This window comes from Pirellulales bacterium (assembly GCA_035533075.1).
In the GTDB taxonomy this organism is placed as follows: domain Bacteria; phylum Planctomycetota; class Planctomycetia; order Pirellulales; family JAICIG01; genus DASSFG01.
In genome coordinates this window covers 52253-76223 of record DATLUO010000121.1, presented here as the reverse complement: position 1 = coordinate 76223, position 23971 = coordinate 52253, and the positions used below count along the sequence as shown (strand labels likewise).

20 protein-coding genes are annotated in these 23971 nt (G+C 63.0%); 5 read left to right on the top strand and 15 right to left on the bottom strand.

Annotated elements, in window-relative coordinates; genetic code table 11:
- Positions 1-108: 108 nt before the first annotated feature.
- The 3 genes from VNH11_15660 to VNH11_15650 are packed head-to-tail and all read left to right on the top strand — an operon-like array spanning position 109 to position 2202.
- The gene (locus tag VNH11_15660; GenBank protein HVA47805.1) at positions 109-348 is read left to right on the top strand and encodes an addiction module protein; all 240 of its coding nucleotides are present in this window, start codon (positions 109-111) and stop codon (positions 346-348) included.
- Positions 345-662: a type II toxin-antitoxin system RelE/ParE family toxin gene (locus tag VNH11_15655; protein HVA47804.1), complete on the top strand. Its 318-nt coding sequence runs from the start codon at positions 345-347 to the stop codon at positions 660-662. The genes VNH11_15660 and VNH11_15655 overlap by 4 nt, the downstream gene beginning before the upstream one ends.
- A gap of 46 nt (positions 663-708) precedes the next feature.
- Positions 709-2202 (top strand): glutamate synthase subunit beta, encoded by a 1494-nt coding sequence (locus VNH11_15650; protein ID HVA47803.1) that lies wholly within the window; start codon positions 709-711, stop codon positions 2200-2202.
- Between the two features lie 2 nt (positions 2203-2204).
- Here VNH11_15650 and VNH11_15645 read toward each other — a convergent pair whose 3' ends face one another.
- From VNH11_15645 to VNH11_15625, 5 genes are all read right to left on the bottom strand, one after another.
- The gene (locus VNH11_15645) at positions 2205-2336 is read right to left on the bottom strand and encodes a hypothetical protein (GenBank protein HVA47802.1); all 132 of its coding nucleotides are present in this window, start codon (positions 2334-2336) and stop codon (positions 2205-2207) included.
- A 98-nt stretch (positions 2337-2434) separates the two neighbouring features.
- On the bottom strand, positions 2435-4435 hold the full coding sequence (locus tag VNH11_15640) for a peptidylprolyl isomerase (protein ID HVA47801.1): 2001 nt from the start codon (positions 4433-4435) through the stop codon (positions 2435-2437).
- A gap of 358 nt (positions 4436-4793) precedes the next feature.
- Positions 4794-6251, bottom strand: coding sequence for a DUF1501 domain-containing protein (locus tag VNH11_15635; GenBank protein HVA47800.1), 1458 nt, complete (start codon positions 6249-6251; stop codon positions 4794-4796).
- Positions 6252-6567: 316 nt separating this feature from the next.
- A complete protein-coding gene (locus VNH11_15630; GenBank protein HVA47799.1) occupies positions 6568-8724 on the bottom strand; it encodes a hypothetical protein in 2157 nt (718 codons plus the stop codon).
- A 165-nt stretch (positions 8725-8889) separates the two neighbouring features.
- A complete protein-coding gene (locus VNH11_15625; protein ID HVA47798.1) occupies positions 8890-9786 on the bottom strand; it encodes a hypothetical protein in 897 nt (298 codons plus the stop codon).
- A gap of 462 nt (positions 9787-10248) precedes the next feature.
- Between VNH11_15625 and VNH11_15620 the strand changes: the two genes are divergently transcribed.
- Both VNH11_15620 and VNH11_15615 read left to right on the top strand, forming a co-directional pair.
- Complete coding sequence (locus VNH11_15620) at positions 10249-12210, top strand: hypothetical protein (GenBank protein ID HVA47797.1); 1962 nt, start codon at positions 10249-10251, stop codon at positions 12208-12210.
- Positions 12207-12683 carry a hypothetical protein gene (locus VNH11_15615; GenBank protein HVA47796.1) on the top strand — a complete coding sequence of 159 codons (477 nt, stop codon included), beginning with the start codon at positions 12207-12209 and terminating at the stop codon, positions 12681-12683. Before VNH11_15620 ends, VNH11_15615 begins: the two co-directional genes overlap by 4 nt.
- Before the next feature lie 47 nt (positions 12684-12730).
- On the opposite strand, the gene VNH11_15610 is transcribed toward VNH11_15615, so the two are convergent.
- The 10 genes from VNH11_15610 to uvrA all read right to left on the bottom strand — a co-directional run bounded on the left by VNH11_15610 (position 12731) and on the right by uvrA (position 23810).
- Positions 12731-15082, bottom strand: coding sequence for a VIT domain-containing protein (locus VNH11_15610; GenBank protein HVA47795.1), 2352 nt, complete (start codon positions 15080-15082; stop codon positions 12731-12733).
- 167 nt (positions 15083-15249) lie between these two features.
- Positions 15250-15411 carry a hypothetical protein gene (locus tag VNH11_15605; protein ID HVA47794.1) on the bottom strand — a complete coding sequence of 54 codons (162 nt, stop codon included), beginning with the start codon at positions 15409-15411 and terminating at the stop codon, positions 15250-15252.
- 318 nt (positions 15412-15729) lie between these two features.
- Positions 15730-16215 carry a hypothetical protein gene (locus VNH11_15600; GenBank protein HVA47793.1) on the bottom strand — a complete coding sequence of 162 codons (486 nt, stop codon included), beginning with the start codon at positions 16213-16215 and terminating at the stop codon, positions 15730-15732.
- A 192-nt stretch (positions 16216-16407) separates the two neighbouring features.
- Complete coding sequence (gcvPB, locus tag VNH11_15595; protein HVA47792.1) at positions 16408-17853, bottom strand: aminomethyl-transferring glycine dehydrogenase subunit GcvPB; 1446 nt, start codon at positions 17851-17853, stop codon at positions 16408-16410.
- Between the two features lie 8 nt (positions 17854-17861).
- Positions 17862-18332: a hypothetical protein gene (locus VNH11_15590; GenBank protein ID HVA47791.1), complete on the bottom strand. Its 471-nt coding sequence runs from the start codon at positions 18330-18332 to the stop codon at positions 17862-17864.
- An 87-nt stretch (positions 18333-18419) separates the two neighbouring features.
- The gene (locus VNH11_15585) at positions 18420-18926 is read right to left on the bottom strand and encodes a hypothetical protein (protein ID HVA47790.1); all 507 of its coding nucleotides are present in this window, start codon (positions 18924-18926) and stop codon (positions 18420-18422) included.
- Positions 18927-18945: 19 nt separating this feature from the next.
- Complete coding sequence (gene gcvPA / locus VNH11_15580; GenBank protein HVA47789.1) at positions 18946-20283, bottom strand: aminomethyl-transferring glycine dehydrogenase subunit GcvPA; 1338 nt, start codon at positions 20281-20283, stop codon at positions 18946-18948.
- A 201-nt stretch (positions 20284-20484) separates the two neighbouring features.
- On the bottom strand, positions 20485-20760 hold the full coding sequence (locus tag VNH11_15575) for a type II toxin-antitoxin system RelE/ParE family toxin (GenBank protein HVA47788.1): 276 nt from the start codon (positions 20758-20760) through the stop codon (positions 20485-20487).
- Positions 20761-20771: 11 nt separating this feature from the next.
- Complete coding sequence (locus VNH11_15570) at positions 20772-21167, bottom strand: hypothetical protein (GenBank protein ID HVA47787.1); 396 nt, start codon at positions 21165-21167, stop codon at positions 20772-20774.
- Positions 21168-21212: 45 nt separating this feature from the next.
- Entirely contained in the window at positions 21213-23810 is a 2598-nt protein-coding gene (uvrA, locus tag VNH11_15565; GenBank protein HVA47786.1) for an excinuclease ABC subunit UvrA, read from the bottom strand.
- Between the last annotated feature and the right edge of the window lie 161 nt (positions 23811-23971).

Here is a 23971-nt window from a genome sequence, read left to right as displayed (position 1 = left end):
TCGATTGTTTAACCGAAGGTTAACGGTCAGCGCCGGCGTGAAATGGGCCGCCCACACGAGTCACTGATAGCAGTCACCGAGTAACGCACCCTAAAAGGAAGAAAAACAATGAGTACAGTCGATGACTTGTTGACTCAGGCGCTGGCACTGCCAGAACAACAACGCGCCGCAATGGCGACGCAGCTACTGCACAGTCTTGAACCGGAGGATCCTGACGCTGAAGATGCGTGGGCGGAGGAAATCATATCGCGTAGCGATGCTGTACATCGCGGCGATTATACGGCTCGCGACTGGCGAGAGGCATTAGACGACATCCGAAAGCAACTTCCACGGAGGCAATCAAAGTGAAGCTGCGATTCCTGACCGAAGCGGAGGCGGAATCTAAGGCAGCGGCGAACCACTACGAAGAGCAGCAAGAGGGGTTAGGTGCGGAATTCCTGGACGCGGTCGCGTTGGCACTAAGGGCGATTGAAAGAGATCCGTTCAGGTTTGCAAGAATCCAAAAGCCTCGCACGAAACGCGAGATTCGACAGCATAACGTCAAGCGTTTTCCATACAGCGTTGTTTATGAGCGCATTGACACCGAATTCGTCGTGTTGGCAATTGCCCATGCGAAGCGGCATCCGAGTTACTGGCTTCGCCGAAAAACCGACGATGACTAGCAGACGATCCAAAAGAATGAATGTAAGAAAAGGCGGGAGGTAACACGTGGGTGACGTTCGGGGGTTCATGCGCTATCCGCGAAAGCATCACGACAACGAGTCGGTCGCCGAGCGGCTGAAGCACTACAACGAGTTCCTCAAGGTCTTGCCGGCCGACGAGCTGCGGCAGCAGGGCGCGCGCTGCATGGACTGCGGCGTGCCGTTCTGCCATACCGGCTGTCCGTTGGGCAACATCATTCCCGACTTCAACGACCTGGTCTATCGCGACCAATGGCGCGAAGCGCTCGACCGCCTGCACGCCACGAACAACTTTCCGGAGTTCACGGGCCGCGTCTGTCCGGCGCCGTGCGAAGCCGCTTGCGTGCTGGGCATCAACGAAGACCCGGTGGCCATCAAGGAAATCGAGATGTCGATCGCCGACCGCGGCTTCGACGAAGGTTGGATCACGCCCGAGCCGCCGCTCACGCGCACCGGCAAAAAGGTGGCCGTGGTCGGCTCCGGCCCCGCCGGCCTGGCGGCTTCGCAGCAGCTCAACCGGGCCGGCCATCAGGTGACGCTCTTCGAGCGCGCCGACCGGCCGGGCGGACTGTTGATGTACGGCATTCCCGATTTCAAGCTCGAAAAATCGCGCGTCTGGCGGCGCATCCGACAGATGGAGGCCGAGGGCGTCGAGTTCCGCTGCAACGCCAACGTCGGCGTCGACGTGCCCGTCGCGGAGCTGCGCGAAAACTACGACGCCATTTTGCTCACCGGCGGCGCCACGCAGCCCCGCGACTTTCCGATCCCCGGCCGCGATCTGAAGGGGGTTCACTACGCCATGGAGTTTTTGCCCCAGCAGAACAAACGCAACCAGGGCGACACGATTCCGCCGGAGGTTTCGCTGACGGCGACCGGCAAGGACGTGATCATCATCGGCGGCGGCGACACCGGCAGCGACTGCACTGGCACCTCGAACCGCCATGGTGCGCGGAGCGTGACGCAGTTCGAGCTTTTGCCGCAGCCGCCCGACCTGGGTTATTTTCCCCGCCGTAACGAGCGGCCGATCGCCTCGCCCTGGCCTTACTGGCCGATGATGTTGCGCACCAGCTCATCGCATGAGGAAGGCTGCGACCGTCGCTGGAGCATTCTCACCAAGGAGTTCCGCGGCGACGAGCAGGGGAATGTCAAGGGGCTGGTGACCGTGACCATCGAGTGGTACCAGGACGAGCAAGGCCGGCATGCCTCCCGCGAGGTCGCCGGCACGACGAAGGAGTGGCCTTGCCAGTTGGCGCTGTTGGCGATGGGCTTTGTCGGGCCCGAGCGGCGCGGGGCCATCGAAGAGCTTGGCCTGGAGCTTGACCCGCGGGGCAACGTGAAGTGTGACGACAACTATATGACCAGCGTGCCCTGCGTGTTTGCCGCGGGCGACATGCGCCGCGGCCAGTCGCTGGTGGTGTGGGCCATTCACGAGGGCCGCGAGGCCGCGCGTGCCGTCGACAAGCACTTGATGGGCGTCAGTCACTTGCCCAGCGCCAGCGCGGGCGAGTTCGCTTGGAAATAACTTCACGCGGCCGAGAATGAGACGTGTTGCCGCGAGTAAAAGCGGTGGCTGGGGCAGAGCTTGGCCGGATGGCAGTTGGCGCCCATCAACAGCGTGGCGGCCAAGCGATGCCCCGGTGCGTCCCACCGGGGCATCGCCTGGCCGCCGAGCTGAACGAAGTGCCGGCCCCCACTTGGCCAGGCTCTGCCCCAGCCACCGCCAACGTCTCATTCTCGGCAGCGTGAAATAATGGCTATCGCACTTCAGGCCGCGAGGGCTTCGGCTTGCTGGCGCTCTTGGGGGGCGGCTCGGGGTTGTCCGGCGCCAGCAGCGTTCCCTCCGGAACGTTCAACAGCGAATCGCCGGCCTGCTTGGCCTTCGCTCCCCCTTGCACCTTGCCGGCCAGAAAGTTCTCGATCCGGGCGTCGTCTTGCAGCTTGGTGTACTGCTGGACCATCGCCACCCGGATTTTTTTGTCGCGGATGTCGCCGTACATCAGCTTCTCGACGTCCTTGAACTTGACGCCCACCGGCTTGGTGAAACCTTCGCAAAACAAGATCACCCACTTGTCGCCCACCTGCACAATGCCGGAAACCTCGCCTTTCTTCAGCGAAAACGCCTCTTGCTCCAACAGCGGTTCGGTGCCGTAGCGTTGAATGGGGGGGACCTCGCCGTCGTTCACTTTGCCGCCCGGCTCGATCGTATACTGCCTGGCCAGGTCGGCGAAGTTCTCCAGCGTGGGGTTCTTTCGTGCCAGTTCCCACACCGCCTGAGCGCGGCGCTGATTGTTCAGCACGATGGCCCGGCAACGCACGCGCGGGCCGTAGTTGGCCTCGAAGCTCTTTTGCAGGTCTTCTTTGGTGATCTCGGTCTTGTCGCCCGCCAGCTTGCGCAGGGCGACGGAGGGCCAGACCACGTCGTCGCGATAGATTTCGACCGACATTTTCTGGTGCTCGACCACGTCTTTGAGCCAGGCCCGAACGTCGGGTTTGTCGTCCTTGGTGGTCTTGCCCATGCCGACGGCGATGCGCGCAATCTCTTCCTGCAGGTCGGCCTCGGTGATCTTGATTTTGCGGCGCTTCAGGGCCTGCGTCAGAATGTGCTTGCTGATCAGCCCTTCCAGCATTTCGATGCCGTGCCGCTCGATGCACTCTTCGGCCACGTCGCGGACCGTGATGCTCTCGCCGTTGACGATGGCGGCGATGCCCGGATGCTGTTTGCTGCGGACGGGGTCGTTGAAGACGTTCTCGACCTGGGCGTTGTCTTGCAGTTGCTTGAAGATGCTTTCGGCCTGCAGGCGGAGCTTCTTGTCGCGGATGCTTTCTTCCAAGACCTTCTGCACTTTCGCGCGGTCGACCCGTTGCGGGGCGAGGTGGGCCTCGCACTTCAGCAGCACGAACTGGTCGCCCACGGCGACGACTTCCGAAATCGCGCCCTCCTTCAGGCCGAACGCCACGCGCTCGATGTTCTTATCGCCCTGATGGTGATGGATCGGTTGGATCAACCCCTTCGAGCTTGCGCTGACGGTGTCGATGGAGTACTGTTTGGCCAGGTTGCCGAAATCATCGGGATTGGCGACCGCCAGCGCGCGGATCCGTTCGGCGTCGGCCAGCGTGGCGCAGGCAATCAGCCGGGTCTGGATCGCCGGCCCATAGAGCATGTCGTAGGCTTCTTGAAAATCCTTTTCGGTGACCTTCAGCCGGTCGTTGGCCAGTTTTCGCAGCGCGACGGTGGGCCAAAGAATCTCCTTGGCATATTGCTGCGAAGTGATGTGGCGTTCTTCCTTGAGCATTTTGAGAAGCTGCTCGGTTGCCAGTCCGAACCGCGCCGCCATGCGGTCCATTTCCTCTTTGACTTCTTGGTTGGTCACGGGGATATTGCGCCGCTGGCATTCGGCGGCGATCAGCCGTTTATTGATGATCGTTTCCAGCACGTCTTCGCCATAGTGCCGCAGGCACTCACGGGCCAGTTCCGGCCGCTCGATGCGTTCGCCGTTGACGATGGCCATGACCGTGAGGTTCTCCGGCAGCGGCAATTCGGCCGGCGGGGCCTCGGGTTCGACTTCGCTCTTGGGTTTCTTTTTGGGAGTGCTTTTGGCCGCGGTCCGCTTGAAAGGCAACTCGGCCTTGGCGGCCGGCGCCGGCCAGCCGTGGCGAATCAGCAAGGCGATGCCGACCGTCGTCAGCACGCCGACCAACGAGAGCAGCCGCCCGCGCAATTTTCTTACGGGTGCGGCGGTCGATTCGCGATCCATGCGGTTTCTCCCTGAACCGAGTTCGGTAGGCCAAACGTTCCACTCAGACGCCCGCGCAGATTCTCGACGCGGCTGCCGGCAACGCCATTGGGCCGGGGAGTATAGAAACGGGCGCCGACAGGGTCAAGGCGGATCAGGCGGTAGATAGACCTCTATACTTTACGCGGCCGAGGGTGAGACATTGGCGGTGGCTGGGGCAGAGTCTGGCCGGGTGGACGCTGGCACTTCGTTCATCTCGGCGGCCAGACGATGCCCCGGTGCGTCCAACCGGGGCATCTCTTGGCCGCCACGCCGTTGATGGGCGCCAGCCGCTATCTGGCCAAGCTCTGCCCCAGCCACCGAAAATGCCTCATTGCCTTCACAACAGGATGTCGTCTACGACCTCGCCATGCACGTCGGTGAGGCGGAAATCACGCCCCTGAAAGCGATATGTGAGCCGCTCGTGGTCGATGCCCAGCAAGTTCAGCACGGTGGCCTGAAAATCGTGGACGTGTACGGGATTCTCGATGGCGTTCATCGCCAGATCGTCCGACGCGCCGTAGCTGATTCCCGGCCGCACGCCGCCCCCGGCCATCCAGACGGTGAAGGCATAAGGGTGGTGGTCGCGGCCCCATTTGGGACGGTCGGCGATGTTGCCCTGCAAAAACGGCGTGCGGCCGAACTCGCCGCCCCAGATCACCAGCGTGTCGTCGAGCAGGCCGCGCTGCTTGAGATCGGCGACCAGCGCCGCCGAGGGCTGGTCGGTGTCGCGACACTGATTGTAAAGCTCGGTGGTGATGCTGCCGTGCTGGTCCCAACCTGCATGCATGAGCTGCACGAACCGCACGCCGCGCTCCACCAACCGCCGGGCCATCAGACAGTTGTAGGCATACGTGCCCTGCTGCTTCACGTCCGCTCCGTACATCGCGAGCACGTGCGCCGGCTCGTCGGAAAAGTCGGTCAGCTCCGGCACGCTCGTCTGCATGCGATAGGCCATTTCGTATTGGGCGATCCGCGTGGCAATTTCCGGATCGCCGAATTCGCGCAATTTCAGCTCGTTGAGCTTCGCCAGATCGTCGAGCAGGCCGCGGCGCATGGGGCGGCTCATGCCGTCGGGATCGGAGAGATACAACACCGGTTCGCCGCTGCCGCGGAACTTCACGCCTTGAAACCGCGACGGCAAAAAGCCCGAGCTCCAATAAAAGTCGTAAAAAATCTGCCCGCACGTCGTGCCTTTGCTGACCGAGGTCATCACCACGAAAGCGGGCAAGTCCTGCGTGTCGCTGCCCAGCCCATAGGTGAGCCAGGCGCCCATCGTCGGCCGGCCGGGCAACTGCGCGCCGCTTAAGAAAAAACTGATCGCCGGCGCGTGGTTGACCGCGTCGGTGTGCATGCTCTTGATGAAGCACAGGTCGTCGGCGATGGCCGCCGTCTGCGGCAAGAAACTGCTCACCCAGGCCCCGCTTTCGCCGTGCTGGGCGAACGGCTCGACCGGAGCCAGCATCACCTTTCCCTGCGGCGAACCCGTCATGGTGCTGAACCGCTTGCCGGCAATGTAAGCGTCGGGTATCGGCTGCCCGTGCATTTCTTTGAGCTTCGGCTTGTAATCAAACAGCTCGACGTGCGTGGGGCCGCCGTTTTGAAACAGGTAGATCACCCGTTTCGCTTTGGCGGCGAAATGGGGCAGGCCCGGAAGAGCGCCGGCGGGCGAGCCGGCCGAAGCAAGGCCGTCGCGCGTCAAGAGCGAAGCCAGGGCAGCGGTGCCGATGGTCGAGACGCCGCGCGAGAAGAACTCGCGGCGATTGATGGTCAGGCGGTGTTCGGTGATGGGATTCATTATGTCGTAACGATTTGCCACGAGTTGCATTATAGCCGCCCGCAGCCCGTCCGTCAGATGAAACTACTCGCCGCTCGATCGGGTGCAACGTTGCACCGGATCCCCCCGCCAGTATGGCTAACGCACCACGACCGCGAAGATGCGCAACTCCGTAGCTGACTTCGTAAGAAGGCAGGCGGCCCGGCCAAGGTGTCGGCCAGCCGAAAAGCCCCGAGCGCCAACGAAGTCGCGCAACTGGCGAAGTTTCGAAGATGGCCAACTCGCGACGGAAGTTTGCGGGCTGGAAGGCCAGCTACGCACGATCAACGACCTCGTGCTATTTGATGAACGTCGTGGTGGCCTGGTCGCTGACGGGCGCGGCCCGGCCTTGGCTGGTCACATCGACGAGTGCCGCGCCGTTGCCGGCGGCTTTGACTTGCACCGGCACCGTAAACTCCAGCTTCTGGCCGGGAGCCAGCGAGGCCACCGGGGCAAAATTCACGGTTCTGCCGATCGTCTCGGACGTCGAGGGGCCTTTGATGCCGGCTGCGACCAGCGAGGTCATTTCGGGCACGGTCACGGTCACGCCCACCTCTTTTTCGGGTGCCGCGCCGCTGTTCATCACGGTGATGTGATAGGCCGTCTGCTTGCCGATCGACACCGGGTCGCCCTCGTCGGCGATCGACACCTTCAGGCCGGGCGCCGCAGCCGTGATTTCCAGACACGATTCAGCGGTCTCGCTGACGCCTTCCTGCGACGTGGCGGTCACGCGGTTGCAGGCATTGTCGACCGGCTCCAGGCACTGGCATTCCACCCGAAAGCGAATCGTTTGGCCCACATCGAGTCGGGCGACTTTCCAGAACAGGTCGCCGTCGGCATCCTGTTTCGGGTCGTGACTGGCCCTGGTCGGGTTCAAAGGCGTCTCGGCGTGATCGGTGACGGTCAAGTTCGTGGCGGCCGCCGTGCCGCTGTTGGTAATCGCGATATCGAAAATGGCCAGGCTGCCTTGCTGCTGCCGCTGAGGGCCGCTCTTGGTAATCGAGAGCTTCGGCCGACCCGCGGTAGTCGCGGCAGCGGGGGCGACCGCGGTGAGGCATGCTTTGCCGCTGCCCAGGAGGTCGGCCGCTCGGTACACGTCAATGGTGTTGCACTGCCGGCCCGCTCGCACCACGCGGAAGGTCACGTCAATCGTCCGCGTTTCTCCCGGAGCCAATGCGCCCAGATCGCGTTCCATGGCGCGGTCCGTCGCGCCGGGCCGGCTGGCATGCTGCAGTCCGGCGTCGTAGCGGTCGACGATCACCAGGCCCGCCAACGGCGACGCGCCCGTGTTCATAATCTCCGCGCGGAACAGGGCGTCTTGTCCGACGGTAACTTGCGCCGGTCCCGTGGTGGTTACCCGGACCCCGGCCGGAGCTTGTGCGGGCTCGGTGGTGCGGATCGCGGTCGCCGCAGCGCTCCACGTCATCAGGGTCGTGCCTTGACCGACGGTAAACTCCTCGCCATGTGCGTCCGCCGGACGAACAACCTGGATGGCTACGGTGTTCGTGCCGGGCGTTGCTTCGAGTTGGTAGATTTCCGCGCTTGCCTGCCCGAGCTCGTTGGTGGGCACTTCGATGATCGACCCGCCATTGGGCGCGAAGCCGGCTGGAGGGCCTCCTGTGATTTCATAGCGGACCCGCCAGCCCTCGAACGGCGCGTGCGTGCTGTGGCGCGTGACCGTGGTGGTAAGCGTGTGCCGCGTGCCCGCGGGACCGATCGCGGGCGGCGGGTAGGCGAATTCCGCGTCGATCCAATAGATCTTCGCCGTCTGCCGGTGAGAATCCCAGGCCTTGACGCCCGGTGCGTAGGCGGTCACATAGCTCACGCCTTCGACGGGCGACGTAATCGCGGTCCAGGCCTGCCCGCGCTCCACGGGCAAGTCGTCGTCAGCGGTGGGCGTGCCTCGGTTTAAGCATAGATAGCTCGACGACGTGGTGCCGAGGGCGTAGGTATTCGTGACCTTGCGCGGCCCCGAATCGAACGAAGTCAGCCAATCGAGCGGCGACCGGCGGCCGACCGTGACGAACTCGCCGACACCGCCCGGCGACAACATCCATTCGACGCCTTCGCGTGCCCGCAGGTAGCCGTCGGCCCCGCACACGCCGGCGATCATGACCACCTCGCAACCGACGGGAGCGACGACCTTCGAGGGCGTCAGCTCGACCCGCACCAGGTCGTGCGCGCGCGGCGGCCTGGGTTCCGGCTGCCGATTGACGGGGCCGGCGACAAACAGCCGCTCTCCGCTGGGATCGACCATCGGCAGTCGGCCGGAGGCACAGCCAGCGAGGAACAGCGGCCATGCCAGGCAAACAAAAGCGCCGGCGACCGTGGCCGGACGGCGACCGGGAACCAGCGCGCGGGCCGACAACGGCCTTTTCGGCCCGCGACCGCCGCCGCGCTTTACGTCCCGCCCGTCCATGCTCCGTTTGACTCCGGTCGTGAGATACCGATTCATCCGCCACGTACAGAACCGTAACACGCATTTGGGCAACGTGGCGAAGAAACTCAACGTGGCTGTTGTAAAAAGGCGACTTTCAATCGGTATAAACGAAAAAAAGCCCCCAGCCGGAAGCGCTTGGCAAGCAACTTCCCGCAGGGGGCGGCGCTGAACGGTGCCAGATCAATGGGTGCTGCCGAATAATCCGGTGGCATACCAGATTCCGTTGCTCCCCTTTTTCATGTCATAACCGAAGCGTCTTTGGTTGGAATAGACTGCCTGCCAATGGCCCGACGAGTGATGCCAGCTATCGACCACGTCGACGGCGGCGTCGACCAGGCTTTCCTGCGGCCAACTTTCGGCCACGATCTCTTGGGGATTCAGTCCCAGCAGCCGGGCAAGGCGCGGAAACCGCTCTCCCCAATGGTGATGGCCTTGCAGGCGAATCCGCGCCTGGTAGGTCGAATGTTGCTTTGCCGCCGACACCAGCGTCGGATCGATGGTTCCGCGGGTGCTGGCCGGCTTTTCGGGATGAATCCGCACCGCAAAGACCAAGGTCCGCTGGGTCAGCGTTCCGGGCGGCAGATCCAGCACCACGGCCAGGTGCTCGGGCCGGAACTGATAGAACTTGCCCGGCGTAAACGGCAGCGTCGTGACAACATAGCCGTAGTGCTCGGTTTCGCGATTTTCGAAGTCGATGATAGCGATACCCGGCCCGCCGTTCATTTCTTGAAAGGCGGCGTGTTCGAGTAGACGAACCGGCTCGCCATCGACGGTGATCGTGGCGTCTTGCGGCAGCTTGACGCTCACAAAGCGGTCCAGCAGGCTGCGGACCTTGCGATCACGGAGCGAGACGGCCTCGAACCTTTCGCTAAGTTGGTTCCGCGTCTTGCCTTGGAACCAGACGAACATCATTTTGCCCTCGGCGCGGGCGGCCCGCATGGCATCGCCGTAATCGTGATGCCAGTCGATCTCGACATCGGCCGAAACAGGCGCGGCCTCGTCGGCCGCCCAAGCCTTGCCATCACCGGCGATGACAAAAAAGTGACAGACCAAAAACAACAAAACAGTGCGTGACATAAGCACCTCCTCGGGGCTAATCGACCGGGGCTAATTCTTAACCCGGCTTCCCTGCACGGCGGTCCCTGATACAAAGGACAGTTCCACCGTCGATTCGACCGGCAGTTTTCCGTGTCTGCCGACTTCTCGATGAACCGACGGTTGCAACACCAGGTTGCTGTGGCCAAATCCGTGGCAGTGAGACCCCAGCGTCGCCACCGCCTGCCGACGTTGAGCGTCGACGGGAGGCGAAAGTGCCATGCGGGAGTCATCGAAGTCCTTCCCAGTAAGCTGGGCGTATGTCAAATTTGACGAATGCGTCGAGCTCACCGGCAGAAAGGTATGGGTTTAACAGGTAAGCTAGCGAAGTTCAACCGCCCCGATCAGGGTTTCTGGTGGGGAGGCTGGAATTTCCTGCCTCGGCGTGGTATGAATGCCAGCTTTTACCCTGATCGGGCCGTTTTGGTTGAGGATGAACGCCCTATGTCCAAGTCGTTGGACGGTTCGAGCAACGCGCGGCTGCCTTCGATCGATGCGCCGTTCTATGTCCTAACTCTCTGCCTGGTAATGGGTTTTGCGTTGGCAGCGGCCCCGGCTGCGGCCCAAGATTCTCGGAGTCGGGAACTGGCCGAGCTGTGCCGCGAGCACAAAGGGGACGTCGCCTCCGTCAGCGGCGATGAGGTGGAAGCCGCCAGGAAACAGTTGGCCCAGGCAGTCGCGCGGCTTGAGGTCTACCTAACTGCGGGCGGGAAAAATGGCGCGGCCTGGAAGCGATACCTGCTGTTCCCCGATCTTTTGACCGCACTAAAGCGCAACGGCGGCGATGGCGCATCGCTGAACGGTGTCTTAGCGAGGTTTCGGGCCAACCACGCCGGGCTTGAGCTACCCGTTTTCCAGAACGTGGCCGCCAGCCTTCAGCGTTATCTCCGGCTGGTCCGCGAACAGGTGGAGCAAGTCAGCTCGGCAGAACTCGACGAACAGCTCGAGCGGCTTGCCGTTCGGCTGGCGGAAATGTCCGATCCGCCGACAGCCCAAGAGGTTGCGGCGATTAGCGACAGCGTGGCTTGGCTCCATGAGCATGGTCAATGTCGTGAGGTCGTGGCCCAAGTCCGCCGGCGCCTGTCGCATCCGAATCTGCAGGTGCGTCTCTCTGAAGAAATGGTCTCCAGCGGCAGTCTGCGGGCGATCAACGACGTTCAGCCTCAACCCGTGCGAGACGCGATTCTGGGCACGCAGATTCTTGGTTCCGGGCGGACGGTCGGTTGGGCACGCACGCGGCTGCTGCCCGACGAGCGGCGTGCTTTGTTCGAGACGAGCATTGTCGCCACGAACCGCGCCCAAACCGTCGGATACAATGGGCCGGCACGGATCTACAGCAGCAGTACGACGCAGTTGAAGGGTACGAAGCGTTTTTACCTCGACGCAAGCGGTTTTCATGTATGGACTGCGGCTTCGCAGGCCGACGCCCGCAGCCAGATACGCGGCATCGGCTCCAACAAGCACGGTCTGATGGACCGAGTGGTGCGGCGGGTGGCTAGCAAGCGGGTGGCCCAGCAAAAGCGAGCGGCCGAGCGGGTCGCCGCGCGACATGCCGAACGGCAATTGAACGCCCGGCTCGACGCCGAGGCCAATGCCCAGCTTGGCCGGGCACATGCCGATTTCATGAACAAGCTGCGCAACCCGTTGGTGCGCCTTGGACAATGGCCGCGACAGTTGCGGATGGCCAGCACGGCCGGCCAATTCCGACTGCTGGCGCTTCACGACGGCGACTCACGACTGGCAGCCCCCACGGCGCCGCCGGCGATGCCCGACGATGCGGCCTTGGTGGTGCAACTCCATGAGTCGCTGGTGAACAACTACGGCGACGGGCTGTTTTCCGGGCAGACCCTGCGGCAAGCAGACCTCGATCGGCTGTCGCTGGAATTGTTTGGACGGCGACCCTCGCAACTTGAATACGACGAGCAGAAGGGGCCCTGGGCCATTACGTTCGGCAGCCACGAGCCGATTGTGCTCCGTGTCGATGGCGGCAGGGCGTCGCTCACCGTGCGCGGCCGGCGGTTCGCGTCGGACTTGCGGACTATTGATACGCCGCTCGACGTGACGGCCCACTATCGCCTGTCTCGCGAAAATCAGGCCGTCAAGGCGGTCCGCGAAGGAGACTTGGAGGTCTATCCGGCCGGCTTTGTCGCCGACGGAAAAAGGCGCATGAGCTTGCGTCAGAGCCGCGACGCCAGCTACGTCCGCCACCGTTTCGACGACTTTTTTACGCCGGAGATCGCTTCCCAGGGCCTGCTCTTGCCGGGGTACTGGGCGCGTGTGGGCCGGTTGGAACTGGTGGAACTTAGGGCGGAACACGGCTGGATCACGCTGGCCTGGCGGCAACCGGCCAGTCCACTTTCTGGAGAGAATCGTCAGGCCCGCGTGCCGGAAGGAGCGAGACCATGAATCGCTATGTGGAGATCATCTTCGATTGCCTGCCCTTGCGGTCGGTGGGCCGGTTGGACGTGCCGATCGACGCCTCGCCGGGCTTTCGGGCACGGTGCGAAAGGGTGCTCAAGGCGATTGAAGCCCACGGCTCCCACAATACCTATTATCTGTACAACGCCTCCTGTACCTTCCACCTGACGAACCGTGCCGAATTGGGCACGCTCGAATTTCGCTTCGAAGGGACCGTCGTGACCGAAGAGACCGACCAGCAGACCGAGCGGTGCTACCTTGAGGTTGAATTGGTCCGGGAGACGTGCGATTGGCTGACGGAGCCCATTGTCGAGTGGTTCAAGGAGACGGTGCCGCACAGCGTGGCGGTCGAGTTCGATCGCTACATCGCTGCCGGCGATCTCGAGCAAACGCGGCAGCGCATCGACCGGCTGCAGGCCGAGACCGAGGGCCGTGGCGGGTTCTTGGGGATGTATCTGTAGGGTGCATCCACCGTTCCGCTTGCGGAGCAAGTCCCGGCGCGCCGGGATTAGTCGACCGGCTCGATGAGATAGGCCGCACCGTCGAGCTCGAGCAACACCGCTTCGTCGAACACCAGATATTGCGACAGCTTGCGGCCATATCGGTCGGCCAGCTTGAAATATTCCTCGCTGAACTGGGCCACGCGCCGGGCGTTCTTGTCTTGCTCGTCCGTCACCGTGCCATCGACCCAACGCTTGCCACGGCGATAAAACGCCTTGTTGCCGATGTTGCGCACCAGTTCGGGCTGGCCGGCCGCCGGTTTGCCAGCGGCCACCGGAGCACCAACCGGCAGTTTGGCCAGGCCGGCGCGTCCACCCGACGCCGGGCCCGCCGCGCTGGAAAGACTCGCGCCGCCGTAGCGGAACTCCGCCGCCCGTTCGTTGAGTCGCCGGGCACTATCGGCGTTTTCCGCCCGTTGCAAGCCGCCCTTGATCGCGCGCTGACGGAACGCGCCGGCGCCCTGCGTTTCGCGGAGCAGGCTGAGTCGATCACCGGCCGTCGACGCGTTCTGCATGAGCGCTTGCAATTGCACGGTCTCGTCGGTCAAAAACGATGTATAGGGCGTCAAGATACCGTGTCGCGTCGAGAGGGTCACCAGTTCCTTCACCAGCTCGTCGTTGTTCCCCTTCAGGTCGAGCTCGTCGATGATCTCGCCCACGCGGCGCACGGCCCACAGCCGTTCGATGAACGCGAACGTCTCGTCTTTGCTCTCGGCCACCAGGTCGGCCGGAAAATCGAAACTTTGCTGCCGCCCCGACACATTCCCCGTGATGGTCACTTTTGCCGTGCCCGGCTTTTTATAACGTCCGACCAGCACAAGCTGCTCGCCCGCGAACAGATCGACCACTTGCTTGGGATAGAGCCGGTTCACCGCTTCGCCCGCCTCGGTGGGCAGCGCGTCGACCGCGAACTTGATCGCCACGTCGGTCATCACGGGGGCCTCGATCTTTTGATAGAGGCGGCTGACGCGCTCCTCGATGTTCTCGTCGGGCAACACGTATTCGCTTTGCCCGAAGTTCTGCCGCACCAGCTTGTCCAGCAGCCGGCTGTTGACGTCGTAACCCACGCCGAAGGCCACGACCCTGGCCCGCACATGGTTGTTGGCCTGCGAATTGGCCACGATCTTCTGCTCATTCACGTCGCCGGCGGTCGGCAGACCATCGGTCAAAAACAGCACATAGCTGGGCCGCGACGAATCCGCCAATTCCCCCAGGGCGACGGCCAAAGCTCCGTCGATATTGGTGCTGCCGCCGGCGTAGATTCCCTCGACGAAGCCCAATGCCGCCTTACGCGCTTCGTCGTTGAACCTTTGCAGCTCCGGCCGAAACGACTCGACGGCGTTATCGTAGGCGATGATATTGAACAGGTCGCCCTCGCGAAGGTTGTTCAGCACGAACTTCAACGCTCCCTTGGCCTGCTCGATCTTCGGGCCGGTCATGCTGCCCGAACGATCGACGACGAACACCACGGTTTTCTTCGGCTGCTCGCCGGCCCGCTCGATGGCCGGTGTGGTCAAAAGCAGAAAGTAACCGTCCTCGCCGGACTGTGGCTTGTAGCTGAGCACGCTCGTGCCCAGCTTGCCCGACTCGACGTCGTACAACAGCCGAAAATCGCTGCTCGGCACGAGATTCTCGCTCTTATAAATAACGGTGGCGTTATGGGCGTCGCGTTTCAGCTCGACCGTGTGTGTGGGGCTGTAGACGTTCTTGATTTCGCCCTTGCTCTCGATGGCCACCTCGATCTTCAGCTTTTCGACCGGGTGGGAGGTGTACTTGGCCGTCGAAAGTGGGAACAGGAAGTCGGTCAGGCCGTGGTTTTTGCGGCAAAGCTGGGAATAACGCAGCGTGACCTTCCGCTCGGCACCGGGCGGAACGGGAAAGACGCTCGTCTGGAACATGCCCGTCCCCACCCATTCCAACAGTGCCGGGTCGCGGTTCTTGCGGACGATCTCCGCATAGGTTTTGCGGGCCTCGTCCTTGGGCAGCAGCCGCGCGGGAAACTCCTTGCCGTCGACCAGCAGCGTGAGCTGGTCGATGGCTCCGTCGTAGGGCAACGGAAACATAAAGCAGACTTCCATTTGCGTGCTGCCGGTGTTCATAAACGACTGCGAGACCTGCACACGGGCAACTTGCTCCAGCAGCTTCACGTGGACGTCGATTTCGTGGATTTTGTAGCTCGACGGAGGCGGCACGGGCCGTGGGGCGACCACCACGTAGGGTCTGGGCAGACGCACGTGCTGCGTCGGCTCGATGTTGATGAGCAGCCCCTGGGCCTGGGCGGGCACGGCCGACAGCATGGCCAGCAAAGCGCCCAGAATGAAAAACGGCCTCGACAAGCGACGTGACGCACGGTTAAACATGGCGGTGCCTCCAAAAAAGCGTTGGTATGGCTGTACTCGTAGCGTAAGCGTCCTCGCTTGCGGCTTGGACCCTCAAATACGGCGGCAGGGATGCGCTCGCAGCGCGTGTGCCCGTTACTATGACGCACGACGGGCTGAAATTGTTCCAAAAAAAATCGCCGCGGCGGCTACTCCGCTTTCAACACCGGGCTGCGGGCCGCCTTCACTTCGTCCGGCCGGCTGACGGCGGTCGAGTGCGGGGCGGCGTGCAGCAGCTCAGGCGATTCTTCGGCGATTTTCAACAGCGCGTCGGTCGAATTCGCGGCACGTCGTTCACCGTCACGCGTCAAACGGACGGGGAATGTCGCCTCCTCTCTGCAACCCCCCGGCAATAGCCCGCTTCAATTCGCGCAGATCGAACTCCCACCGCGAATACAGGCTCCACCAATCGCGATAGATAAATGCGTCAATTCGTCTGCCCACGCCACAGCAGTCCTCAACTGGAAGTGACTCGAGACGGACATTGTGCTCGACGACGCATGCGATCTCTGGGAGATCGTTCCCGGTATCAGGAAATGATTGATGAGCCGAGCTGGTGCGTCCAGGGCATCGCAGATTTCCCGCGGAGAGACGACAATGTGGCCATGGTCGTCGATTCGCATCGTAACTCAGGCCCCAACGGTGCTCACGACGACGACGGGCTCGTTCAAGGAGAGATTGGCGTTTAGCAAGTCGGGATTGAGTTGCAGGCGAACTTGGCTGCCGCAACGCGGGCACCGGAAGAGATCGCCGGATATCTTTTCGTATTCTTGTCGTGGCACCTCGTCGCCACAATGCGGGCAGGGATCGATATCGCGGTGCCCGCAAGAGGGGCAAATCGTCGGCAGCACGGTTTGAATTCTCCCGCAATTCTGGCATGCCTCGCCTTCCTCGACGACAGCTATCTTGACTCGCTCAGCATGTCCCAGATCCCGTAAAGCGCGGTCGAGTTCTTCGATGCTCTCGGTCCCGACGTCAAAATAGACTTCTCGATCGGCATGTCTATTCGCACCATGCGGCCTGGTCCTGCGAGGTTCACTTTCCTCATCAATCCTTATTGGCGAATGCGCCCAAAGATCGTAACGCACGCGCGCGGCGTAACGCCAGTCGTCCATGGGGTCGGTGGGGTTCGAGCCTATGGTGAGTCGCACTCGCTTCACAGTCAACTCCATTTTGCGGGCCATACAAATCCAACTCGATTCTACGCCTGGAAACCGAAGGAAGCAATTCTAGCCGTTGAGCTGCCAGCTCGCCCCGATCATGCTCTTTTCGCTCGCCGCAATTTGGCCCGGTTCGATGGCAAAGTCTCAGGAGTTCAACACGGGGCTGCGGGCGGCTTTCACTTCGTCCGGCCGGCTGACGGCGGTCGAGTGCGGGGCGGCGTGCAGCAGCTCAGGCGATTCATCGGCGATCTTCAGCAGTGCGTCGGCAAAGGCGTCGAGGGTCTCCTTGCTCTCCGTCTCCGTCGGCTCGATCATCAGCGCCTCGCGCACGATGGGCGGAAAATAGACCGTGGGCGCGTGAAAACCGTAGTCCAACAGCCGTTTGGCCAGGTCCATCGCCGAAATGTCGCGTTCGGCCTTCAATTTGGCCGCCGAGGCCACGAACTCGTGCATGCAACGCTCGCCCTGCGGCACCGGAAAGCGGTGCTTCAGGCGGCTGAGCAGATAGTTGGCGTTGAGCACCGCGTTCTCGCTCACGCGCCGCAGGCCGTCGGGGCCGTGCGTGCGGATGTAGCAATACGCCCGAATCAGCACGCCCACGTTGCCGAAAAAGCTGCGCACGCGGCCGATGGTGTGCGGCCGGTCGTAGGCCAGGCGATAGCCGGTCTCCGCACGTTCCACCACCGGCACAGGCAAATACGGCTCCAGTATTTCGCGCACGGCGATCGGCCCCGCGCCGGGTCCGCCGCCGCCGTGCGGGCCGCTGAAGGTCTTGTGCGGATTGTAGTGCATCATGTCGGCACCGAAATCGCCCGGCCGGCTGATGCCCAGAATGGCGTTCATGTTCGCGCCGTCGAGATAGACCAGCCCGCCGGCTTCATGCACCAGATCGGCGATCTGGCGGATCTGGCGGTCGAACATTCCCAACGTGTTGGGATTCGTAATCATGAACACGGCCACGCGATCGTCGAGCTTGGCGCGCAGGTCTTCGAGATCGACGAAGCCGCGCGAGGTGCTCTTGACGGTCACATAGTCGAAGCCGGCGACGGTGGCGCTGGCCGGGTTGGTGCCATGAGCGCTGTCGGGCGCCAACACTTTGGTGCGCGGCTGAGCCAGGCGGCGAAAATGGGCACGGGCCATCAGCAGGCAGGTCAGCTCGCCGTGAGCGCCGGCCGCCGGTTGCAGCGAGACCGCGTGCAGCCCGCCGATCTCGGCCAGCATCTCCTGTAGTTGCCATAACAGTTCGAGCAGCCCTTGCAGCGTCGATTCAGGCTGATAAGGGTGCAGATCGGCCAGACCCGGCAATGAGGCGAGCCGCTCGTTGCGTTTGGGGTTGTACTTCATCGTACACGAACCGAGCGGATAGAAGTGCGTGTCGACCGACATGTTCAACGTCGACAGGTTCGTGAAGTGCCGCACCACATCCGGCTCCGATAGTTCCGGCAAGGCCGGCGGCGAGGGAGCGATTGCTTCGCGCGGCAGCAGTTCTTCGAGCGGCCGCTGCGGCACGTCGCACTTGGGCAGCAATGCCGCGCGGCGGCCGGGTCTGGAGAGTTCGGTGAGCGGGCGGATGGCTTGTGTGTTACGCATGGCTTGCTCTACGTAGAATAGTCGTGGGTGACGGCTTGTACGACGACCCAGCGAGTGCCGGGTACTCGTTGCTCTAGCCGCTCGATGGCCGCCGTCGCGTCGTCCAGCGTCTCAAATCGCAGCTCGGGGCGCTCTGGGTTGCGAAGAACGGATGCGCCTTCCGCGAGCATCGCTTCGCGACAGCCATCGACGAGGTTGGGGTCAGGCTTTCGCAGCGCGGAGACGACCTCGAACGGCAGCAGTTCAAGATCGCCCGCTTCGGGCACCGTCGCACCGGTTGCCAGCGTGATCCGTTTGCGGAACTCCTCGCCCATGCATTGCTCGTAGGCCCGGAGGATGGTCGCCACGCGCTGGTCGCCGGGAATGTCGGCGAAACGGTCCCAAATAACATAGACATGTACCGCGTCGGCCAGCTCCATGTGGCGTTCCAGGATCATCGGCTGACCGATCTCACGAGGCTCCCGCAGTTCTGCGATCAACGCCGTGATGAGTTCATCGGAGGCTGGTTTTCGAGGAGAGGGATTACTTATTTTTCTCGGCATGCGCACACTTCGATCGGGAGAGAGCTATAAAACTAACGAGTGATCCAACAGCCAGCGTGTCGCGGCATAAACCTGACGGACCTCGTGTTCGTAGGCCCGATTCTTATGATACCGCAAAGTCTCCCGCCAGCGATCATAGACGCATCGCGCTCGAGAAATCATAGATTGCTCGAATTGGGGATCAGCATAGCTGGCTCCATAACTTCGCCGATCAGCTGCGAGCAAGCGGGCCCAATACTCCACCTTGTGCAGTTTTCCGGCTGCCGGCCATTGCAGACCGACTGCCGGAGCCGTTCTTTCGACCGCGACTCGCAAATCTGCGATACCGATCGATTGCCGCAGGCCGAACCCGACGAGTGAAAAGTATGCGGCCTTGAGAGTCATCTCCGCCGCATAGCCCCAGAGATAAATGGCGCCCGTGCCGTACCCGGCATTCGCAAGTCGCTCTGCTTCGACGTACCGAACGAGCGCAGCGGCGCGGAACTCTTCTACGCTGTTCGGCCGCAAGCGGCCCAAAATCGGCTTCGGCATGATTGTTACCTCCGCGCCGTCACGTCAATGCACCGACGAGTCCCGCGATTTCCTCCTTCCTCCTCTTCTCCGTGACCGTCACCAAAAAGCATTCGGCGAGTTCCGGATACCAACGTGCCAACGGGATGCCGGCAAAGAATCCGGCCGCGCCGGCCTGGTCGATCAGCCGCTCGACTTGCCGATCGCCGTCGCGGACCACAAACTCCTTGAATGTGGGCCGGTCGAAGGCCAACGACAAGCGGCCGCCCGACGTCAGCCGATCACGTGCGTAGCGACTCTTTTGCAAGCAAAGCTCGGCCACCTCGCGCAGCCCCTGCGGACCCATCAGCGACAGATAGATCGTGGCGCGCAGGGCGTACAGCCCCTGGTTGGTGCAGATGTTGCTCGTCGCCTTCTCGCGGCGAATGTGTTGCTCGCGCGTTTGCAGCGTCAGCACCCAGCAGCGGCGGCCGTTGCGGTCGGTCGTTTGCCCGGTGATGCGTCCCGGCATCCGCCGCACCAGGTCTTCGCGGCAGGCCATGATGCCCAGATACGGCCCTCCAAAAGCCATCGGATTGCCCAGCGACTGCCCTTCGGCCACCACGATGTCGGCCCCGTAGTCGCCCGGCCGTTTCAAAATGCCCAGGCTGATCGGGTCGGCCGAAACCACAAACCTGGCCCCCGCCTGGTGCGCGATCTTGCCCAGCGACTCGGCTTCTTCCAGACAGCCAAAGAAATTCGGTTGCTGCGCCAGCACGCAGGCCGTCTCGTCGTTGACGGCCGACAGCAGGTCGTCGGCTGCGAGCGTTCCGTGCGGAGTCGCGACGGTCACCAGCTCGACGCCGAGGTTGTCGAGATAAGTGTGAAGAATCTGCCGGTATTCCGGGTGGACGCTGGCGGCGGTGACAACGCGTCCGCGGCGGCCGGTGGCGGCCAGGCACATCAACACCGCTTCGGCCGCGGCGCTGCCGCCGTCGTAGAGGCTGGCGTTCGAGACGTCCATGCCGGTCAGTCGCGTGATCAGCGTCTGGTATTCGAAAAACGCCTGCAGATTGCCTTGGCTCGCCTCGGCCTGGTAAGGCGTGTACGAAGTGTAGTATTCACCGCGCGAGGCCAGCGCGTCGACCGCCGCCGGTATGAAATGGTCGTAGCTCCCGCCGCCGAGAAAGCAGACCCGCTGGCCGGCGGCGACGTTTTTGCCCGCCAGCCGGCCGACGTGCTGCGTCAACTCGATTTCCGAGAGGGCCGGAGGAAGGTCCAACGGGCGGTCCAGCCGCAGCTCGGCCGGCACCATTTCGAACAGTTCGTCGATCGTTTTCAGGCCGATCGCTTCGAGCATCAGCCGCTGATCGTCGGCGGTGTTGGGTAAATAAGGCATGGAAGTCGGCTGCTGTAGGGAACGCCCTCTGTGGTGTTCCGCGAATCAGGGTTGACGTCGCTTGCTCAAAGAGGGCACGCCACGGAGGGCGTTCCCACAAACCTCCGTGTCGCGCCGCGTATTTCCAGACAGTTATCCTAAGCGGCTGCCATTTGCACAAGCCGAGTTGTCTCAATCGCCGCGGTCGACGATGCCGCGGGGCTAACTGCGCCGGCCGTGAGCCACTCTCACGACTCGGATGCCTGCCGTAATCGGCTCAAAAAAGATGACGTAGCTTCCAGCGGCGTGGCTGCGTAATCCTGTTTGGATTTGATCGCAAGATGCGCCAAGCTCCGGAAACGTCGCGAGCGTTTGAAACTTACGTTGAAGCTGCTTGATGAGCTTCTTCGCCGCGAGTGGCTTGTCACGAGCGATGTAGTCGTGGATTTCCTCCAAGTCGCGCAGCGCTTGCTCGGTAACAACAACGGTTTTCGCCATTGCTCGCCGGTTCAGGGCTCGTCGGTGCGCGCTTCCAGTCGCTTGAAGACTTCATCGGCCGAGTATTCTCTTCCCCGTGCGGCGTCATCCAGTCCGGCGCCAATTTCCCGCCGTAGCGCTTCCAACCGCTGAGCGCGGTGTTGTTGCTTGCGCGACTGCCATTCGGCGTCGCTCATTTCGCCACGATCACTCGGATCGAGGCCATCCAGCAGCAGGGCTTCGACTGCTTGCTCGGACTTGCGGTGTTCCGCCTCGCAAATCAAAGCACGAATGTAATCGCTCGCCGTGGCGTATCCACTTTCCTCGGCCTCGATTTCGACAAACACTTTCAGCGGTTCGGGTAAGTCGACGTTGAGCGAAGCCATCTCCATGTAAATCAGCGTAGGCGTCGAGTCTGCGGATGTCAAATGCCGATCAGGGCAAGCGGCTGACTTCATACACGCCGACTTCGCTCACCCGTTGTCCTCCAAGACGCCACGCAGATACCGCCCCGTCACGTTCCCCTCCACCGCCGCCACTTGCTCCGGTGTTCCGGCCGCCACAATCTGCCCGCCGGCCTCGCCTCCCTCCGGGCCAAGGTCGATGATCCAGTCGGCCGACTTCATCACGTCGAGATGGTGCTCGATCACGATCACCGTGTTGCCCAGGTCAACAAGCCGGCCGAGCACGGCCAGCAGGCGGCGAACATCGTCGAAGTGCAGCCCGGTGGTCGGCTCGTCGAGAATATAGAGCGTCTTGCCGGTGTCGACGCGGCTGAGCTGCGCGGCCAGCTTGATCCGCTGCGCCTCGCCGCCCGACAACGTGGTCGACGATTGGCCCAGCGTCAGGTAGCCCAGGCCGACCTCGGCCAGCCCGGCCAGCGAGCGGCGGAGGCCCGGAAAGTTCTGGAAGAAGTCGAGGGCCTCGTCGATCCGCAGCCGCAGCACGTCGGCGATCGACAGGCCGCGATACCGCACCTCCAGCGTGGCCGGGTTGAATTGCCGGCCGTCGCATTCGGAACACGCCACGTACAAGTCGGGCAAGAAGTTCATCTCGATCTTCCGCAGGCCCTGGCCCTGGCACGTTTCGCAACGGCCGCCCTTGACGTTGAAGCTGAACCGGCTGGCCTTGTAGCCGCGCAGCCGGGCTTCGCGTGTGGTGGCAAACACGCGGCGGATTTCGTCGAACGCCCCGACATAGGTCGCCGGGTTGCTCCGCGGCGTGCGGCCGATCGGCGACTGATCGACCTCGACCAGTTTGTCGATCTGCTTCAGGCCGCGCAGGGCCGTGTGCGGCGCCGGCTGCGGCCCTTCGCCGCTCAATCGCCGCGTCACGGCGCGGGCCAGCGTGTCGAGCACGAGCGTACTCTTGCCCGAACCGCTCACGCCGGTCACACACACCAACGCCGAGAGCGGAAACGCCGCCGTGACGCTCTTCAGGTTATTGCCGGTCGCGCCCTCGACGACGAGCGCCTTGCGCACGTTGACGGCGCGCCGCTCGGTGGGAACCGCGATCCTTTCGTCGCCTGAAAGATACTTGCCCGTAAGCGACTGCGGGTGGCGGCAGATTTCGTCGGGCGGGCCTTGGGCCACGATGCGGCCGCCGTGCCGCCCGGCGCCCGGCCCCAGATCGACGATCTGGTCGGCCTGGCGCATGATCGCCTCGTCGTGCTCGACCACCAGCACGCTGTTGCCTTGCTGCTGCAAATTACGCAAGGCGTCGATCAGCCGCTGATTGTCGCGCGGGTGCAGACCGATCGACGGCTCGTCGAGAATGTAGCAGACGCCCACCAGGCCGGAGCCGATGCCCGTGGCGAGCCGGATCCGCTGCGATTCGCCGCCGCTGAGCGTGTCGGCCGCTCGTGCCAGCGTGAGATAGCCGAGGCCGACCTGGTCGATGAACGCCAGCCGAGAGTTGATCTCTCGCAACAGCGGCCGGCCGATCGCTTCCTGGGCCCGCCCCAAGGCGATGCCGGCGAAAAACTCTCTGGCGGCTGCGACCGGCAGCGCGGTGATCTCCTGGATGGCGCGGCCTGCCAGCTTCACGCTGCGTGCCTCGGGCCGCAAGCGAGCGCCCTGGCATTCAGCACAAACCTGCTGCCCGTCGGCAAGCGGCTCGCCGCTTTCATCGAGTCCCACCACGCCCAGTCCCTGGCACGCCGGGCAAGCGCCGTAGGGACTATTGAAGCTGAACGTTCGCGGTTCGATCTCGTCGTAGTTCAGCCGGCAATTCGGGCAAGAATACTCGGTGCTGTAACGCCGCTCTTCCCAACCCTCGTTCGCATCGCCGCCCGGCGGCAGAATGGCGGCGGCCACCAGCCCTTCAGCATGTTTGAGCGCCAGGGCCAGCGACTCGGCCAGCCGTGGCCGCACGCCGGGGCGGACGACGATCCGGTCGACCACGGCTTCGATGGTGTGATTGCGCCGCGGGGCAAGCTCGCCGATCGCGTCCAGATCGTAAACGGTGCCATCCACGCGCACGCGGACCAGGCCCGCCTTGCGTACCGCCTCGAACACTTCCTGATGTTTGCCTTTGCGGCCGCGCACGAGCGGCGCCAACAAGATCAACTTCGTTCCCTCGGCGAGACCGGCGAGATCGTCGGCAATCTGCTCCGGCGTCTGCTGACGGATGGGCGCGCCGCACCGGTAGCACAACACTTCGCCTAGCCGGGCCATCAGCAGCCGCAGATAATCATAAATCTCCGTGACGGTGGCTACGGTGCTGCGTGGGTTCCCGCTGCCGCCACGCTGGTCAATGGAAATGGTCGGTTGCAGGCCCTCAATCAGATCGACGTCGGGCCGCTCGAGTTGATGCAAGAACTGCCGGGCGTAGGTTGAAAGCGTCTCGATATATTGCCGCTGGCCCTCGGCGAACAACGTATCGAAGGCCAGCGAGCTTTTACCCGATCCGCTGGGCCCGGTGATGACCACGAGCTGTCCGCGCGGCAGATCGAGGTCGACGTTTTGCAGGTTATGGACCCGCACACCTCGCAGCCGGATGAACTCATCGGCATCCGCCAGCGATTGGTCATCACCGGGACGAACGTTCGAGGCAGTTTCAATAACGGACATCAAGCGGAATCCAAAGTTAGCGCGGGTGTTTCGCGTGCGGCGCAAGGTGGCGATGATTCACCTGCTGCTTGATTATAGGCGGCTTGACGGTCTCCGCGCAGCGCGCTGCGCGTTCTGAAAGACCGATCCGTGGCCTGGGTGTATTGCACCTGCCCTTCTTG

Bases quoted from the DNA above. Each gene is read 5' to 3' on its own strand.
- VNH11_15660 (HVA47805.1), top strand. From the start codon at position 109: ATGAGTACAGTCGATGACTTGTTGACTCAGGCGCTGGCACTGCCAGAA.
- VNH11_15630 (HVA47799.1), bottom strand. From the start codon at position 8,724: ATGAATCGGTATCTCACGACCGGAGTCAAACGGAGCATGGACGGGCGG.
- VNH11_15615 (HVA47796.1), top strand. From the start codon at position 12,207: ATGAATCGCTATGTGGAGATCATCTTCGATTGCCTGCCCTTGCGGTCG.
- uvrA (HVA47786.1), bottom strand. From the start codon at position 23,810: ATGTCCGTTATTGAAACTGCCTCGAACGTTCGTCCCGGTGATGACCAA.
- VNH11_15585 (HVA47790.1), bottom strand. From the start codon at position 18,926: ATGCCGAAGCCGATTTTGGGCCGCTTGCGGCCGAACAGCGTAGAAGAG.
- VNH11_15645 (HVA47802.1), bottom strand. From the start codon at position 2,336: ATGCCCCGGTGGGACGCACCGGGGCATCGCTTGGCCGCCACGCTGTTG.
- VNH11_15610 (HVA47795.1), bottom strand. From the start codon at position 15,082: ATGTTTAACCGTGCGTCACGTCGCTTGTCGAGGCCGTTTTTCATTCTG.
- VNH11_15640 (HVA47801.1), bottom strand. From the start codon at position 4,435: ATGGATCGCGAATCGACCGCCGCACCCGTAAGAAAATTGCGCGGGCGG.
- VNH11_15575 (HVA47788.1), bottom strand. From the start codon at position 20,760: ATGGCGAAAACCGTTGTTGTTACCGAGCAAGCGCTGCGCGACTTGGAG.
- gcvPB (HVA47792.1), bottom strand. From the start codon at position 17,853: ATGCGTAACACACAAGCCATCCGCCCGCTCACCGAACTCTCCAGACCC.
- VNH11_15600 (HVA47793.1), bottom strand. From the start codon at position 16,215: ATGGACGACTGGCGTTACGCCGCGCGCGTGCGTTACGATCTTTGGGCG.
- VNH11_15625 (HVA47798.1), bottom strand. From the start codon at position 9,786: ATGTCACGCACTGTTTTGTTGTTTTTGGTCTGTCACTTTTTTGTCATC.
- VNH11_15620 (HVA47797.1), top strand. From the start codon at position 10,249: ATGTCCAAGTCGTTGGACGGTTCGAGCAACGCGCGGCTGCCTTCGATC.
- VNH11_15635 (HVA47800.1), bottom strand. From the start codon at position 6,251: ATGAATCCCATCACCGAACACCGCCTGACCATCAATCGCCGCGAGTTC.
- gcvPA (HVA47789.1), bottom strand. From the start codon at position 20,283: ATGCCTTATTTACCCAACACCGCCGACGATCAGCGGCTGATGCTCGAA.